The 14003-nt window shown below is 68.9% G+C and carries 11 protein-coding genes and 1 tRNA gene; 5 read left to right on the top strand and 7 right to left on the bottom strand.

Annotated features, from left to right (window positions below):
• Nucleotides 1-92: 92 nt before the first annotated feature.
• Both D4739_RS08005 and D4739_RS08000 read right to left on the bottom strand, forming a co-directional pair.
• Nucleotides 93-1817: a DEAD/DEAH box helicase gene (locus tag D4739_RS08005; RefSeq protein ID WP_120060094.1), complete on the bottom strand. Its 1725-nt coding sequence runs from the start codon at nt 1815-1817 to the stop codon at nt 93-95.
• Nucleotides 1818-1896: 79 nt separating this feature from the next.
• Nucleotides 1897-1977, bottom strand: a tRNA-Tyr gene (locus tag D4739_RS08000).
• Between the two features lie 104 nt (nt 1978-2081).
• On the opposite strand from D4739_RS08000, the gene D4739_RS07995 reads away from it, so the two are divergent.
• On the top strand, nt 2082-2573 hold the full coding sequence (locus D4739_RS07995) for a YajQ family cyclic di-GMP-binding protein (RefSeq protein WP_120060092.1): 492 nt from the start codon (nt 2082-2084) through the stop codon (nt 2571-2573).
• Between the two features lie 51 nt (nt 2574-2624).
• Here D4739_RS07995 and D4739_RS07990 read toward each other — a convergent pair whose 3' ends face one another.
• From D4739_RS07990 to D4739_RS07970, 5 genes are all read right to left on the bottom strand, one after another.
• Entirely contained in the window at nt 2625-3557 is a 933-nt protein-coding gene (locus D4739_RS07990; RefSeq protein ID WP_182920349.1) for a CAP domain-containing protein, read from the bottom strand.
• Nucleotides 3558-3819: 262 nt separating this feature from the next.
• On the bottom strand, nt 3820-4800 hold the full coding sequence (locus D4739_RS07985; protein ID WP_120060089.1) for a sulfate/molybdate ABC transporter ATP-binding protein: 981 nt from the start codon (nt 4798-4800) through the stop codon (nt 3820-3822).
• Between the two features lie 9 nt (nt 4801-4809).
• The gene (locus D4739_RS07980) at nt 4810-5622 is read right to left on the bottom strand and encodes a sulfate ABC transporter permease subunit (protein WP_120060087.1); all 813 of its coding nucleotides are present in this window, start codon (nt 5620-5622) and stop codon (nt 4810-4812) included.
• Nucleotides 5616-6467 (bottom strand): sulfate ABC transporter permease subunit CysT, encoded by an 852-nt coding sequence (cysT, locus tag D4739_RS07975; protein WP_120060086.1) that lies wholly within the window; start codon nt 6465-6467, stop codon nt 5616-5618. The genes D4739_RS07980 and cysT overlap by 7 nt, the downstream gene beginning before the upstream one ends.
• A 7-nt stretch (nt 6468-6474) precedes the next feature.
• Complete coding sequence (locus D4739_RS07970; protein WP_238473569.1) at nt 6475-7503, bottom strand: sulfate ABC transporter substrate-binding protein; 1029 nt, start codon at nt 7501-7503, stop codon at nt 6475-6477.
• A 325-nt stretch (nt 7504-7828) separates the two neighbouring features.
• On the opposite strand from D4739_RS07970, the gene D4739_RS07965 reads away from it, so the two are divergent.
• From D4739_RS07965 to D4739_RS07950, 4 genes are all read left to right on the top strand, one after another.
• On the top strand, nt 7829-9679 hold the full coding sequence (locus D4739_RS07965; protein WP_238473722.1) for a 2-oxoacid:acceptor oxidoreductase subunit alpha: 1851 nt from the start codon (nt 7829-7831) through the stop codon (nt 9677-9679).
• Nucleotides 9676-10743: a 2-oxoacid:ferredoxin oxidoreductase subunit beta gene (locus D4739_RS07960; RefSeq protein ID WP_120060080.1), complete on the top strand. Its 1068-nt coding sequence runs from the start codon at nt 9676-9678 to the stop codon at nt 10741-10743. The genes D4739_RS07965 and D4739_RS07960 overlap by 4 nt, the downstream gene beginning before the upstream one ends.
• A gap of 152 nt (nt 10744-10895) precedes the next feature.
• Nucleotides 10896-11741 carry a peptidoglycan-binding domain-containing protein gene (locus D4739_RS07955; RefSeq protein WP_120060077.1) on the top strand — a complete coding sequence of 282 codons (846 nt, stop codon included), beginning with the start codon at nt 10896-10898 and terminating at the stop codon, nt 11739-11741.
• Between the two features lie 114 nt (nt 11742-11855).
• A complete protein-coding gene (locus D4739_RS07950; RefSeq protein WP_120061803.1) occupies nt 11856-13928 on the top strand; it encodes a PhoX family protein in 2073 nt (690 codons plus the stop codon).
• Nucleotides 13929-14003 lie beyond the last annotated feature (75 nt).

Genomic DNA, 14003 nt, shown 5'->3' with positions numbered 1-14003 from the left:
TCGGTAGCGGGTCAGGTACTACTTCACCGCCCGGGCGTTTCGGCCGAAGAGCCCTGGGGGTAACAAGTGTGTGAACCGAGGACCCGCGTCGGTCAGGCCTGATGCTCGACGAGTGCTGCTGACGGGAGCCAGTCGGCACCGAGCAGGCCGGCGAGGTCGACCAGGCCGCTCGTGTCGCCGCCGACCGTGTCTGAGGCCGCAGCGATGCGCTCGACCATCACCTTGCCCACCTGCTCCTCGACGGTGCCCTCGGCGTAGGCGATGTGCCACGGCGAGACCTGGTGGTCGCGGTGGGTCCGGCCGGTGACCTGGCGTCCGGCGATGCCGGAGAACCGGGCCTGGTGGAACACGCCGACCCGCGGCTCGGTGCTCGCCTGCCGACCGTCGGCGAGCGTCTCCCCCGCGTGCAGGCTGATGGAGGCAACGGTCGTGAAGACGCAGACCTTCGCCTTGCCTGTCTGGAACCTGAGCCTCTCGGCCTCGGGGTCGAAACGGTCCTGGCCGTAGATGGTGGCGACCTCGAGCCCTGCGTCGCGGAGTCGGTCCGCGATCGGGTCGGCAGCGGTCGCGACGAACTCCACCGAGCACGCGACCTGCCGCTCGGCGGCGACCTGCTGGGCGATCCACGCGACTGTCGAGTCGACCCGGATCAGGCCGGCCTTCTGCCGGAACCGCAGCAGTGCGGCCCGACCCTTGGCGGTGTTGCGGCCACGCCGGGCGATGTCCATCTCCCGGCAGAACTCGCCCCACTCGGCCTCGTACGCCGCCCGCTCGGCCGGGTCGAGCGTGACCGGCATGCCCGAGATCGGCACCGGGCCCCACGGTGCCGCGCGGTGCAGCATCGCCGGCGGCCGCTCGTCGGCGAGCCATCCGCGGACCAGCTTCAGGTCGGCCGCGCGGCGGGCGGGATCGGCGGACCAGGTGCCGCCGTAGCGTCCCTCCTCGATCCCGATTCCGTGCCGCTCGAGCGCCTCGCCGAAGACGACGGCGGGCTGCCGCGCGGCGTACCAGGCGCTCATCGGCTCGTTGAGGACCTGGGCATAGGCAGGGGCGAGGTAGGGCAGCTCGAGCGGGGTGTGGCCCGGCGTCGCGGTGGTGGCGATGACGAACGGCGCCTTGTCGTGCGGTTTCGAGTGCCCGGAGATCTTCGCCCAGAGCTTCCAGCGCTTCGTCGTCGTACGCCGCAGCGCGTGCGCCTCGTCCGCGATGATCACGTCCCAGTCGTACGCCGCGACCTTCTCCAGCCGGTCCCAGGTGATGACCACCCAGTCCATGCCACCGTCGCCGAGCGCGGTGATCGTCCGGCACCAGTGACCGATGGTGATTGCGGCCGGTCGATCCGCGACGACCAGGACCCGCTGCGCACCCCGCAGACTGCCGACCGCGGTTGCCCCGAGCACAGCGGTGATCGTCTTGCCGACCCCCGGCTCGTCGGCGAGCAGGAACTGACGTCCGCCAGCCTCGGCCCTTGCCGCGATCACATCCGCTCCCTCGAACTGGATCTGCCGCGGCTCGAGCTCGTCGGTTGCTTCGGGGTTCTTGACCGGGGAGTCGGGGTTCAGGGTGTTCTCGACGAACCTGCCAAGCGTGTACGGACCGGGCCGATAGGGCTCGAGCTCAGCGGGCAGCCGCCGACCGACGTACAGGTGGGTCTTGACGGCCGGGTGCCAGCTCGCGGCGTCGACCTGCGTGCCATAGGGGATGTCCAGCACCCACAGCCGCTCGCCCGGGCCGACGAACGGCAGCGGCCGCTCAGCCTTCGGTCCCCGGCTGCCCGAACTGCGTCGACTGGAGCTGGATCGACGAGACTTGGCCACTTGCGGACGCTATCCCTTCAGCAACGAAGAACGGCCCCCGACCCGCTTGGACGCAGGTCAGAGGCCGTTTCTCTGGATGTGGCAGGTGAAGGATTCGAACCTTCGAAGCTTTCGCGACGGATTTACAGTCCGCTCCCATTGGCCGCTCGGGCAACCTGCCGTGCTACCCCGGGTTTCCCCGACGGCAACGAGGCGAAAGAATAGCGCAGCAGACCACCCAGACGAAAAACGGCCGCCCCTCCGGGCGGCTCAGGAGGAGCAGCAATGGCCGACGCGTCGTTCGACATCGTGAGCAAGATCGACCGCCAGGAGGTCGACAACGCCCTGGGCCAGACGGCCAAGGAGATTGCCACCCGCTACGACTTCAAGGGCACGGGCGCGACCATCGCCTGGCAGGGCGAGCAGGCCATCGAGATCGTGGCGTCCGCGGCCGACCGCGCGACCGCTGTGCTCGACGTCTTCCAGGGCAAGCTGATCAAGCGCGGGCAGTCGCTGAAGATCCTCGACGCCGAGGAGCCGCGGCAGTCCGGGCAGCAGAGCAAGATCGCGATCGCGCTCAAGGAGGGGATCACCACCGAGGACGCCAAGAAGGTCGCGAAGCTGATCCGCGACGAGGGGCCCAAGGGCGTCAAGGCGCAGATCCAGGGCGACGAGCTCCGGGTCACCTCGAAGAGCCGTGACGACCTGCAGGCCGTGCAGGCGCTCGTGAAGGGCGAGGACCTCGACTTCGCGGTGCAGTTCACCAACTACCGCTGAGATTCGGTTCCGTGGGCGCGCGCCCTCCCAAGCAGGCGCCCACGGAACCCGTCAGGCCAGCGAGCAGCTTCCGTTGCGGAACCGGCCGACCATGGTCACCCAGTCGCCCGAGACGTAGACCCCGATGCCGCTCATCGAGTAGCGGCTGTCGAGCAGGATCGCGCGGTGGCTCGACGATGCCAGCCACGAGTCGAGCGCGTCCTTCGCGACCCGGCGGGGATCACCCGAGCGCCACAGCTGCGCGATGATCTCGCCGGAGCGGAACCCGCTCGAGCACCCCGACAGCGTGAGGTCCTTCCAGAACCCCGTGTCGTGGACCGTGCCGTTGCGCAGGCGTGAGTCGTAGGTCGAGTGGATGGTCCGCGCCCAGTCGGTCGCCAGCGGGCTGAACGCCTGGACGAACCGCACCGGCGCGAGCCCACGGCTGGCCCGGGCCTGGTTCGCGAGCGCCGACCACTCGCTCATGACCATGGCCCGGTAGCCCTCCGCGCTGCTCAGCAACCCCTGCAGCGTTGCCGTCACCAGCGCCGCGTCGTACGCCGCCGCGCGAGCCTGGGCGACCACCCGCGAGAGCGCGGTCGCACGTGCCTCGTTCGAGGCAGCGGTGCGCGCCTTCGTCTTGGCCTCGTAGCGGCGGTCGCCGCCGTAGCCGAGGCGGTCCTCGACCCCGCTCGCCCAACGCGCCTGCTTCACCGTCCGGGTCGCCGAGAGCGAGATCGGGAGCGAGAGGCCCAGAAGGCACGCGTCCAGCTTGATCGTCGTCGTGACCGTCGCCGCGACGGTGAACTTCTGGTTCGCACGACCGCGGGCCTTCGCCGTGCTGCCGGACTGCGACAGGATCGACGCCGTTCGGTAGTCCGTCGCCGCGAGCGCAGCCGTACCGCTGTTCACCGTGCTGACCGACGGAATCAGGCCCACCAGACAGGCCGCAGACGCCGGGGCCGAAACGGCTCCCGGCAGTACGACGACCACTGCTGCAGCCACCGCGGCCACTGTTGCGCCGACAAATCGGCGCGCGCCAACTACGCGCATGCTCCCTCCCCAGGAATCACGTTTCGCGGGCCGCCCGGCGCTCCCTCAAGCGCCGTACAGGCGGGCCCGGTTCATAGTGACCGGGGATACCCAATTCGGACAAGTCACCCGATCGGGCATTTCGGTGCCCACGCGGGGGGCTCCCTGAAGACAGGTAGCCCCCCGCGTAGAACTACCTGCCGCCCCACAACCGGGGGCCGGCAGGCGTGCGAGATCAGGCCGAGACGGTCCGCATGGCCGAGACCGAGATCGCACCCGCGGCGGCGTTCAGCCAGACGTGCTTGCCGACATCGACACCGAGGTTGCGGGCGTGGGTCCGGGTGAGTACGACGACCACTTCCTCACCGCTGTCGGTCAGCACCGTGACTCGCACCTCGAACCCGACCCGCAGCACCCGCGCGACCGTGCCCTCCACCCCGGCCGAGTGGACCGGCGAGACCGAGAGCTCGATGTCGTGCGGACGGATCAGCTGTCCGTCGAGGACGGTGACCTCGCCGAGGAACGACATGACGAAGTCGGTCGCCGGCTCGTCGTAGAGCTGGTCGGGCGAGCCGACCTGCTCGATGCGGCCCTGGTTGATGACCACGATCTCGTCGGCGACCTCGAGGGCCTCCTCCTGGTCGTGCGTCACGAAGACAGTCGTCACGTGGACCTCGTCGTGCAGGCGGCGCAGCCAGTCACGCAGCTCCTTGCGAACCTTCGCGTCGAGCGCACCGAACGGCTCGTCGAGCAGCAACACCGTCGGCTCCACCGCGAGGGCACGTGCGAGCGCGAGGCGCTGGCGCTGGCCACCGGAGAGCTGCGAGGGCAGGCGGTTGGCGAACTGCGCGAGATGCACGAGCTCGAGCAGCTCGGCCACTCGCGCCTTCACCTCGGCCTTGGGCCGCTTGCGGATCTCGAGCCCGAACGCGACGTTCTTGGCCACGGTCATGTGCTTGAAGACCGCGTAGTGCTGGAACACGAAGCCGACGTTGCGCTTCTGCGGCGGTAGCGAGGTGGCGTTGACGCCCTCGATCTCGACGGTCCCGCTGTCGGCGTTGTCGAGGCCCGCAATGATCCGCAGGAGCGTCGACTTGCCGCCGCCCGACGGGCCGAGCAGTGCGGTCAGCTGACCGGTCGGGATGGTCAGGTTCACGTCCTCCAGCGCCACGAAGTCGCCGAAGGTCTTGTTGATGTTCTTGATCTCGATACTCATGACAGGACCTCAGGCTTCGCTGTGCTTGGGACGGAGGATCGCGACGATCACGATGCAGATGACGGCGGCCATCGCGAGCATGAACGCGACGGCGTACGCCGTGGGCTGGTCGAACGCCTGGTAGCGCTCCTCGACCAGGAGCGTCGCGGTCTGGGTCGATCCGATGACGTTGCCGGACACGATCTTCACCGCGCCGTACTCACCGACCGACCGGGCCAGCGCCAGCACGACGCCGTAGATGACCGCCCACTTGATGGTCGGCAGGGTGATCAGCCGGAACGTCTGTACGGCGTTCGCGCCGAGGCTGCGGGCCGCCCACTCCTGCTCGTCGCCGACCTCCTGGAGTGTCGGGATGATCTCCCGGATCACCAGGGGGAGAGCCACGAAGACGGTGGCCAGCACGATGCCCGGCGTGGAGTAGATGATCTGGATGCCCCAGCCGGCCAGTGTCGTGCCGAACCAGCCGTCCTCGGAGTTGAAGACCAGCACCAGTGCGAGACCGACCACCACCGGCGACACCGACATCGGCACGTCCAGCAGGATGGTCAGCAACCGCCGCCCAGGGAACTCGTTGCGCACGATCAGCAGCGAGATCGTGACGCCGAAGACGGTGTTGATCACCACCGAGATCACCGCGACCACCGCGGTCAGCTGAAGCGCATGGATCACGTTGGGGTCGGCGAGCGCGAAGCTGAGCGCGTCGAACCCGTCGGCGAAGGTGTTGCGCACGACCAGGGACACCGGCCAGGCAACCAGCAGGAACAGGTAACCCACCACGACGATCCGGAGGACGTAGCGCAGCAGGAGCGGAGTCTTCACCATCGTCGGGTCACCCGCCTCTGCAGGTAGTCGAGCGCCACGATGACGACGAGCGCGACCAGCAGCAGGATCGTCGCGACGACTGCCGCGGTGCCCTCGTCGCCGTTCTCGATCGCGCTGACGATGCGGACCGACGCCACCTCGGTGTGGAACGGCAGGCTGCCCGCGAACAGCACGAGCGATCCGTACTCACTGATCGCACGGGCGAACGACATGCCTGCCCCGCCGACGATGGCCGGGATCAGGCTGGGGAGGATGACCCGGCGGAACGTGGTGAGCCGGCTCGCACCGAGCGACGAGGCCGCCTCTTCCACGTCCTTGTCGAGCTCCTCGAGAACAGGCTGCACCGAGCGGACGACGAAGGGCAGCGTCACGAAGGCCAGCGCCAGGAAGACGGCGGTCTCGGAGTTCGCGATGTTGATGCCGATCGGGCTCTTCGGTCCGTAGGTCGCGAGCAGCACCAGGCCGGCCACGATCGTCGGGAGCGCGAACGGGATGTCGATGATGACGTCCAGCACCGACGCACCGGGGAACCGGTCACGCACGAGCACCCACGCGATCGTCGTACCCATCACGACGTTGAGCAGCGTGACCAGCACGGCCTCGACGACCGTGAGCTTCAGGGCAGCGACGGTCTGGGGGTTCTGCAGCACGCGGAGTACGCCGTCCCAGCCGCCGGTGGTCGCCTGGACGACGACGGCGGCGAGCGGGATCAGCACGAGCAGGCTGAACCAGACGAGGGAGATGCCAAGGGCAAGTCCCGTCGACCTGTTGAGGGCAGTTACGCCCCTGGCCGGGCGGCGCTTGCGCGCGGCCCGGCCAGGAGTTTCAGCGATCGTCGATGTCACGCGGCATTCACTCTGAGGTGCCCGTGGCGATCTGGATGAGGGTGACGATGCCGTTCTCCTCGTCGAAGAACTTCTTCTTCGCCGCGTCCCAGCCGCCGAAGTCCTTGGCGATGGTCAGCAGGGTCTTCGGGGTCGGGAACGGGTCGCTCGGGTCGTTGGCGCCCTCGACGTCACCGGTGACGCCGTCCACCACCGGGCGGTAGCCCGACTTCAGGAACTCCGCCTGCGCCGGCTCGGTGAAGAGGAACTTCGTGAAGTCCTTGGCCGCCTGGCCGCCGCTCGTGGTGACCGCAGCCGGGGTCTCGATCAGCAGGGTCTGGTCGGGGACGATGTAGTCCACGTCCTCGCCCTTCTGACGAGCCAGGATCGCCTCGTTCTCGTAGGAGACGAGGACGTCACCGTTGCCGCTCGTGAACGAGGTCAGCGCATCGCGGGCCGAACCCGGGAGCGAGACAGCGTTCTTGAAGTACTGGGTCAGGTAGTCCTTGGCCTCCGCCTCGGTGCCACCGTTGGCGATCACGTGACCCCAGGCCGCGAGGGTGTTCCAACGAGCACCACCGGAGGAGGCGGGGTTCGGGCTGACGATGCCGACGCCCGGCTTGATCAGGTCGTCCCAGCCCTCGATCTTCTTCGGGTTGCCCTTGCGGACAACGAGAACGACGACGGAGTCGGCGACGATGCCGTCGTGGCCGGTCGCGGTCTTCCAGTCGGCGTCGACCTTCTTGGCGTCGACCAGACGGGTCACGTCACTCTCGAGCGAGAAGTTGACGAAGTCAGCCTTCTGGCCGCTCTCGACGGCACGGCTCTGGTCACCGGAGGGGCCGTAGGACTCCTTGAAGGTGACGCCCTTGCCTTCGTCGGTCTTCTTGAAGAGGGTCTCGATCTTCTGGAAGGCGATCTGCGGCGTCGAGTACGCAACGAGGTCGATGACCTCGCCCTTGCCGCCAGCGGTGTCTGCTCCACCGCACGCGGTCAGGCCCAGCACTCCCACCAGAGAGGTTGCAACTGCGGTCTTGAGCTTGATGCCCATGTCCATGCTCTCTTTCTGCACACTGCCCGTGCGTCCTGCCACCAAGACGTCTAATCAGGCTTATGTCGAGAACATTAGGTGTCTTTAGTTTCTTTGTCACCTTGATCGCTCGACTATGAGACGTGTCCTGCGTCACAGACTCGTGGCCGGAGTGCCTACGCCGCGGCGTACAGCGGGGCTAATGTGATGAGCGCCGCCCCTCCGGACACCGACAGACAGGAAGGGGTGCTGGAAACGCTGAAGAAAGTGGGTCCCGTTGAGCTCGCAACCCAAGCAGCGCAAGCAGCTCGACCGCGTCATCATTCGCTTCGCGGGCGACTCCGGAGATGGCATGCAGCTGACCGGAGACCGCTTCACACAGGAGACCGCCGCCTTCGGCAACGACCTGGTGACGCTGCCCAACTTCCCGGCCGAGATCCGCGCCCCGCAGGGCACCATCCCCGGCGTCTCGTCGTTCCAGGTGCACTTCGCAGACCACGACATCCTCACCGCGGGCGACTCCCCCGACGTGCTGGTCGCGATGAACCCCGCGGCCCTCAAGGCCAACGTCGGCGATCTCGCGGCCGGGGCGACGATCATCGTCGACACCCACGATTTCTCCGCGCGCAACCTCGTCAAGGCCGGCTACGACGTCAACCCGCTCGACCTGCTGGGTGACGCCAACGATCCGCTCGGCGCCTTCCAGGTCCAGCCCGTCGACCTGACCGGCATGACCGTCGAGGCGGTCAAGGAGTTCGGCCTGTCCCGCAAGGACGCCGCCCGCGCCAAGAACATGTTCGCCCTGGGGCTGCTCTCCTGGATGTACGGCCGTCCGATCGAGCCGACGATCACCTTCCTGGACAAGCGATTCGCCAAGGTCCCCGACATCCGCGACGCCAACATCACGGCGTTGAAGACCGGCTGGAACTTCGGCGAGACCACCGAGACCTTCACCGTCCAGTACGAGGTGAAGCCCGCCGCGATGGCGCCCGGCACCTACCGCAACATCACCGGCAACCTGGCGCTCTCCTACGGCCTGGTGGCAGCCGGTGTGCGCAGCGGCCTGCCGGTCTTCCTCGGGTCCTACCCGATCACGCCAGCCTCCGACATCCTCCACGAGCTGTCGAAGCACAAGGCCTTCGGCGTGACGACGTTCCAGGCCGAGGACGAGATCGCCGGCATCGGTGCCGCGATCGGCGCCTCCTTCGGCGGGGCGCTCGGCGTCACCACCACCTCCGGTCCCGGCATCGCCCTCAAGGGCGAGGCGATCGGCCTGGCCGTCATGACCGAGCTGCCGCTGCTCGTGGTCAACGTGCAGCGCGGCGGCCCGTCGACAGGCCTGCCCACCAAGACCGAGCAGTCCGACCTGCTCCAGGCGATGTTCGGACGCAACGGCGAGGCACCCGTGCCGATCGTCGCGCCCCAGTCCCCGGGCGACTGCTTCGCGGCCGCGGTCGAGGCTGCCCGCATCGCGATCACCTACCGCACCCCGGTCATGCTGCTCTCCGACGGCTATCTCGCCAACGGCTCCGAGCCCTGGCGGGTGCCTTCCGTGGATGACCTGCCGCTGATCGATCCCGATTTCGCGGTCGCTCCTTCCGAGGACGCGGCGGCCGCGTTCGCGCCGTACTCACGCGATCCGGAGACACTCGCCCGGCCCTGGGCGATCCCCGGCACTCCTGGTCTCGAGCACCGCATCGGCGGTCTGGAGAAGGGCGACGGCCACGGCAACATCTCCTACGAGCCGGCCAACCACGACCTGATGGTGCGGACCCGGCAGGCCAAGGTCGACGCGATCGCCAAGTCGCTGCCGCCGCTCGAGGTGGACGATCCGAGCGGCGCCGCTCGCGTGCTGGTGATCGGGTGGGGCTCGACCTACGGCCCGATCGGCGCCGGCGTACGCCGCGTGCGCAAGGCCGGCTACCGCGTCGCGCAGGTGCACCTGCGGCACCTCAACCCGTTCCCCTCCGATCTGGGCGACATCCTGAAGCGCTACGACAGGGTGCTCGTGCCGGAGATGAACCTCGGCCAGCTGTCGCTGCTGCTCCGCGGGAGATATCTGGTGGACGCGCAGGGCTACAACCAGGTGCGAGGCCTGCCGCTCAAGGCCGCCGAGCTCGCCGACGCGATCGGCGCGCTCGTTGCGGACGCCGAGGGCATCGAAGTCGACCTCACGCCCGCCCGCGAGGAGGAGCAGTCATGACCACCGAGCTCCCGTTCCCCGGCTTGCGCGACGTCCCGACCACCGACGAGCCACAGAACCGCAAGGACTACACCTCCGACCAGGAGGTGCGCTGGTGCCCGGGCTGCGGTGACTACGCCGTTCTCGCAGCGGTCCAGGGCTTCCTGCCCGAGCTCCACCTCAAGCGGGAGAACGTCGTCTTCGTCTCCGGCATCGGCTGCTCGTCGCGCTTCCCCTACTACCTCGACACCTACGGCATGCACTCGATCCACGGGCGGGCGCCGTCGATCGCGACCGGGCTGGCGACGTCGCGGCCGGACCTGTCCGTCTTCGTCGTCACCGGCGACGGCGACGCGCTCTCCATCGGCGGCAACCACCTGATCCATGCCCTGCGCCGCAACGTGAACATGACGATCCTGCTGTTCAACAACCGGATCTACGGGCTGACCAAGGGGCAGTACTCCCCCACCTCCGAGGTCGGCAAGGTGACCAAGTCGACCCCGTCCGGCTCGATCGACCACCCGTTCAACCCGGTGTCGCTCGCACTCGGCGCCGAGGCCTCGTTCGTGGCCCGCACGATCGACTCGGACCGCAAGCACCTCACCGCTGTGCTGTCGGCCGCCGCGGCGCACCGGGGCACGTCGTTCGTCGAGATCTACCAGAACTGCCCGATCTTCAACGACGGCGCCTTCGACGCGATCAAGGGCCGCGAAACCGCCTCCGACGCGCTGATCCCGCTCGTGCACGGAGAGCCCATCCGCTTCGGGGTGGACGGCGCACGCGGGTTGGTGCGTGGCCCCTCGGGCGGGGTGGCGGTGGCGCTCGTCGAGGAGGTCGGCGAGGACGCGCTCCTGGTTCACGACGCCCACGACCCGGACCCCTCGCAGGCATTCGCGATCTCGCGGCTGACCGCTGCGGACTACCTCAGCCAGGCGCCGATCGGCATCTTCCGCCAGGTCGACCGCCCGACGTACGACGACCGCGCGCGCGACCAGGTCTCCGCTGCCGCAGCCGCTGTGACGGGTGACCCGTCCACCCGGCTGGCCGGGCTGATCAGCGGTGGCGACACCTGGACCGTCGCCTGACGTCGAGACGTCGACGCGGCGCAACCTCGAGGTCGACACGGCGCAACCTCGAGGTCGACACGGCGAGACTTGGGTAGTTCTGCCCATTCCGGCACGCGCGGATCTCCGAGACGGTTGGGACGCCCAACCACCTCACCTCGGGAGCACACGCAATGTCATCGAACACCTTCAAGCGGCGCGGCGTCCTCGGCCTGACCGCAGGTCTCGTCCTCTCCGCCACGACCGCCCTCGCGGTCACCACCACCCCTGCCGAAGCCGTCCTGCCGAACGTCAACATGGAGTACGTCGTCGTCCAGGCGCAGGTCGAGCCGCTCCGGGGCCAGACCGGTCTCGCCGGCAACGACTCGGTCCGCCTCGTCCAGTCGGCCCTCCGGGCCAAGGGCCTGAGCACCGCCGTCGACGGCTGGTACGGCAACAGCACCACGTCGGCGTACTCCGCGTGGCAGCGACGCCTCGGCTACTCCGGCCTCGCCGCCAACGGCCTGCCGGGCCCGACCTCGCTGACCAAGCTCGGCTACAACCGCTACAACGTCATCCGGAAGATCTCGGTCGGCGGGATGACCACCTACAGCAGCAAGAAGGTCAACCAGCGCACCCGCAACATGCTGGTCTCCGCTGACGCCAAGGTGCCGTTCTCGCTGGTCGTCACCCAGGGCTCCTACAACGCGGGTGGCGTCGCTGCCTCCGCCGGCACCCACGACGGCGGCGGCGCGGTCGACATCAGCGTCTCCGCGCTCAGCTCCACGCAGCGCTGGCAGGCCATCGCGGCACTCCGCACCGTGGGCTTCGCTGCCTGGCTGCGCACGCCGAGCCAGGGCAACTGGCCCTACCACATCCACGCCATCGCGATCGGTGACACCGACCTCTCCTCGGGCGCCCGCAACCAGGTCGCTGACTACTACGTCGGCAGGAACGGCCTGGCCAGCCACGCCGCGGACAACACGCCCTCGGCGTACCGTCGGGCGTTCACCTGGTACGAGAAGTCCAAGCGCAGCTGATCGGCTCTGCCGGCAGGAGCCGCAGCCCGGAGTGACCCTTTTGTGACACTCCGGGCTGCGGCCCGCCACCTCGACTTCACCTGGCGGACACCCACCGTGCCTAGCGTCGCTGGCATGACGACGACCCCCTCGAAGCGGCGGATGCTGCCGCTGCTCACCGATGGCCCGCACGGGTCCCGTAGTGCCGCGACGTGCTTCTACCGCTGCGGCAACGCCTGCGACCACCCCGAGCCGAACACTTCCGGCAACACCCACGTCTCCTCGATCATCGAGAAGGCCCTCGCCCGCCGCACCGTCCTCGCCGCTGCTGGAGTCGGAGCCGGCGCACTGGTCATCGGCGGCCTGGCCAACAACGCCGCCGCCGGCCCTCGCGTGCCCCGCTCCACCGCCGCCGCGGGTGGCTGGACCCCCGTCGCTCCGAACGTCCGCGACACGGTCACCGTGCCCGACGGCTACCGGACCCGCGCCGTCATCAACTGGGGCGACCCGGTCCTGGGCGATGCCCCCGCGTTCGACCCCTTCGCCCAGACCGAGGAGTCGGCGGCGAAGCAGTTCGGCTACAACTCCGACTACGTCGGCGTCCTGCCGATCAACGACGCGACGGCCCTGCTCGTGGTGAACCACGAGTACACCAACGAGGAGCTCATGTTCCCCGCGGGCGTCTACACCCCCGACGAGATCCGCCGGATCGCGATCCAGTCGCACGGCCTGTCGGTCGTCAAGATCCAGCGCGTCGGCGGCCCCAGCTCCGGGCAGTGGCGCCAGGCCGACCCGGAGAACCGCTACAACCGCCGGATCACGGGCACCACGCAGTTCGAGATGACCGGCCCCGCCGCGGGCCACGACCGCCTGCGGACCACCGCTGACCCGTCCGGCCGCAAGGTCCTGGGCACGTTCAACAACTGCGCTGGCGGCCAGACGCCGTGGGGCACCGTGCTCTCGGGCGAGGAGAACTTCAACCAGTACTTCGGCAAGTCGGGTGCCCTCGACGCGCGGTACACCACGTCGTACGCCCGTTACGGGATCAGCGGCACGGGCGACCGGGGCTGGAAGTCGGTGGACCCGCGGTTCGACCTGACCGCCGAGCCGCACGAGCCGTTCCGCTTCGGCTGGATCGTCGAGATCGACCCGTTCAACCCCACGTCGACCCCGCGCAAGCACACGATGCTCGGCCGCTTCAAGCACGAGGGCGCCAACATCCAGATCGCCGCCGACGGCCGCGCGGTCGCCTACATGGGCGACGACGAGCGCGGCGACTACATGTACAAGTTCGTCTCGGCGGACACGTTCGACGCGCGCGACACCCAGGCCTCACGGCTGCGCAACATGCAGCTCCTCACGCGAGGCACGCTGTACGTCGCCCGCCTGACCGGCGATGACGCCTTCGCGGTCGACGCATCGGGCAACTTCACCCCGGCCGACGGCGAGTACGACGGTCTCGGCACCTGGATCCCGCTGACCAGCGACACCACGTCGTACGTCGCGGGGATGAGCGTCGCGGAGGTCCTGATCGACACCCGCCTGGCGGCCGACAAGGTGGCGCCCACGCGCATGGACCGCCCCGAGGACGTCCAGCCCAACCCCGTGAACGGCAAGATCTACGCGGCGCTGACCAACAACTCCGACCGGGCGAAGAAGTGGCCCGTCGACGAGGCCAACCCGATCGCATCGTCGTACACGCGCCCCTCGCTCGGGGCGCCGCTCACGAAGGCGTCGGGCAACCGCAACGGCTATGTCCTCGAGATCACCGAGGGCGGCGGCGACCACACGGGCACCTCGTTCGCCTGGACGCTGCTGCTCGTCTGCGGTGACCCGGAGTCGCCGGAGACCTACTTCTCGGGCTTCCCGAAGGACCAGGTCAGCCCGATCTCCTGCCCGGACAACGTCGCCTTCGACTCTGTCGGCAACCTGTGGATCTCCACCGACGGAGCGGTCCTCGGCGGCAACGACGGCCTCTTCCGCTGCCCGGTCGCGGGCACCGAGCGTGGCCACGTCCAGCAGTTCCTCACCGTGCCGGTCGGCGCGGAGACCTGCGGTCCGCTGATCACCCACGACGACTTGTCGGTCTGGGTCGCCGTGCAGCACCCGGGCGAGGGCACCGGCTCGACGTTCGCGACGCCGGACAGCACCTGGCCGCACACGCACGAGTTCCCGCGCCCCGGTGTCGTGGTGACCTGGAAGGCCTGACCCCCGCGTCGACACGGCGCAACCTGCACGTTGACACGGCGCTTTGTTTGGCTGCTGGCCAGATGAGGCGCCGTG

This window comes from Nocardioides cavernaquae (genome assembly GCF_003600895.1).
GTDB classification, from domain to species: domain Bacteria; phylum Actinomycetota; class Actinomycetes; order Propionibacteriales; family Nocardioidaceae; genus Nocardioides; species Nocardioides cavernaquae.
The sequence above is the reverse complement of the archived record's forward strand: the minus strand, read 5'-3'. Positions and strand labels throughout refer to the sequence as shown.

Excerpts from the sequence above, each read along its gene's own strand:
- D4739_RS07995 (WP_120060092.1), top strand. The coding sequence starts at position 2,082 with ATGGCCGACGCGTCGTTCGACATCGTGAGCAAGATCGACCGCCAGGAG.
- D4739_RS07960 (WP_120060080.1), top strand. The coding sequence starts at position 9,676 with ATGACCACCGAGCTCCCGTTCCCCGGCTTGCGCGACGTCCCGACCACC.
- D4739_RS07970 (WP_238473569.1), bottom strand. The coding sequence starts at position 7,503 with ATGGACATGGGCATCAAGCTCAAGACCGCAGTTGCAACCTCTCTGGTG.
- D4739_RS07955 (WP_120060077.1), top strand. The coding sequence starts at position 10,896 with ATGTCATCGAACACCTTCAAGCGGCGCGGCGTCCTCGGCCTGACCGCA.
- D4739_RS07965 (WP_238473722.1), top strand. The coding sequence starts at position 7,829 with ATGCAGCTGACCGGAGACCGCTTCACACAGGAGACCGCCGCCTTCGGC.
- D4739_RS07980 (WP_120060087.1), bottom strand. The coding sequence starts at position 5,622 with ATGGTGAAGACTCCGCTCCTGCTGCGCTACGTCCTCCGGATCGTCGTG.
- D4739_RS07985 (WP_120060089.1), bottom strand. The coding sequence starts at position 4,800 with ATGAGTATCGAGATCAAGAACATCAACAAGACCTTCGGCGACTTCGTG.
- D4739_RS07950 (WP_120061803.1), top strand. The coding sequence starts at position 11,856 with ATGACGACGACCCCCTCGAAGCGGCGGATGCTGCCGCTGCTCACCGAT.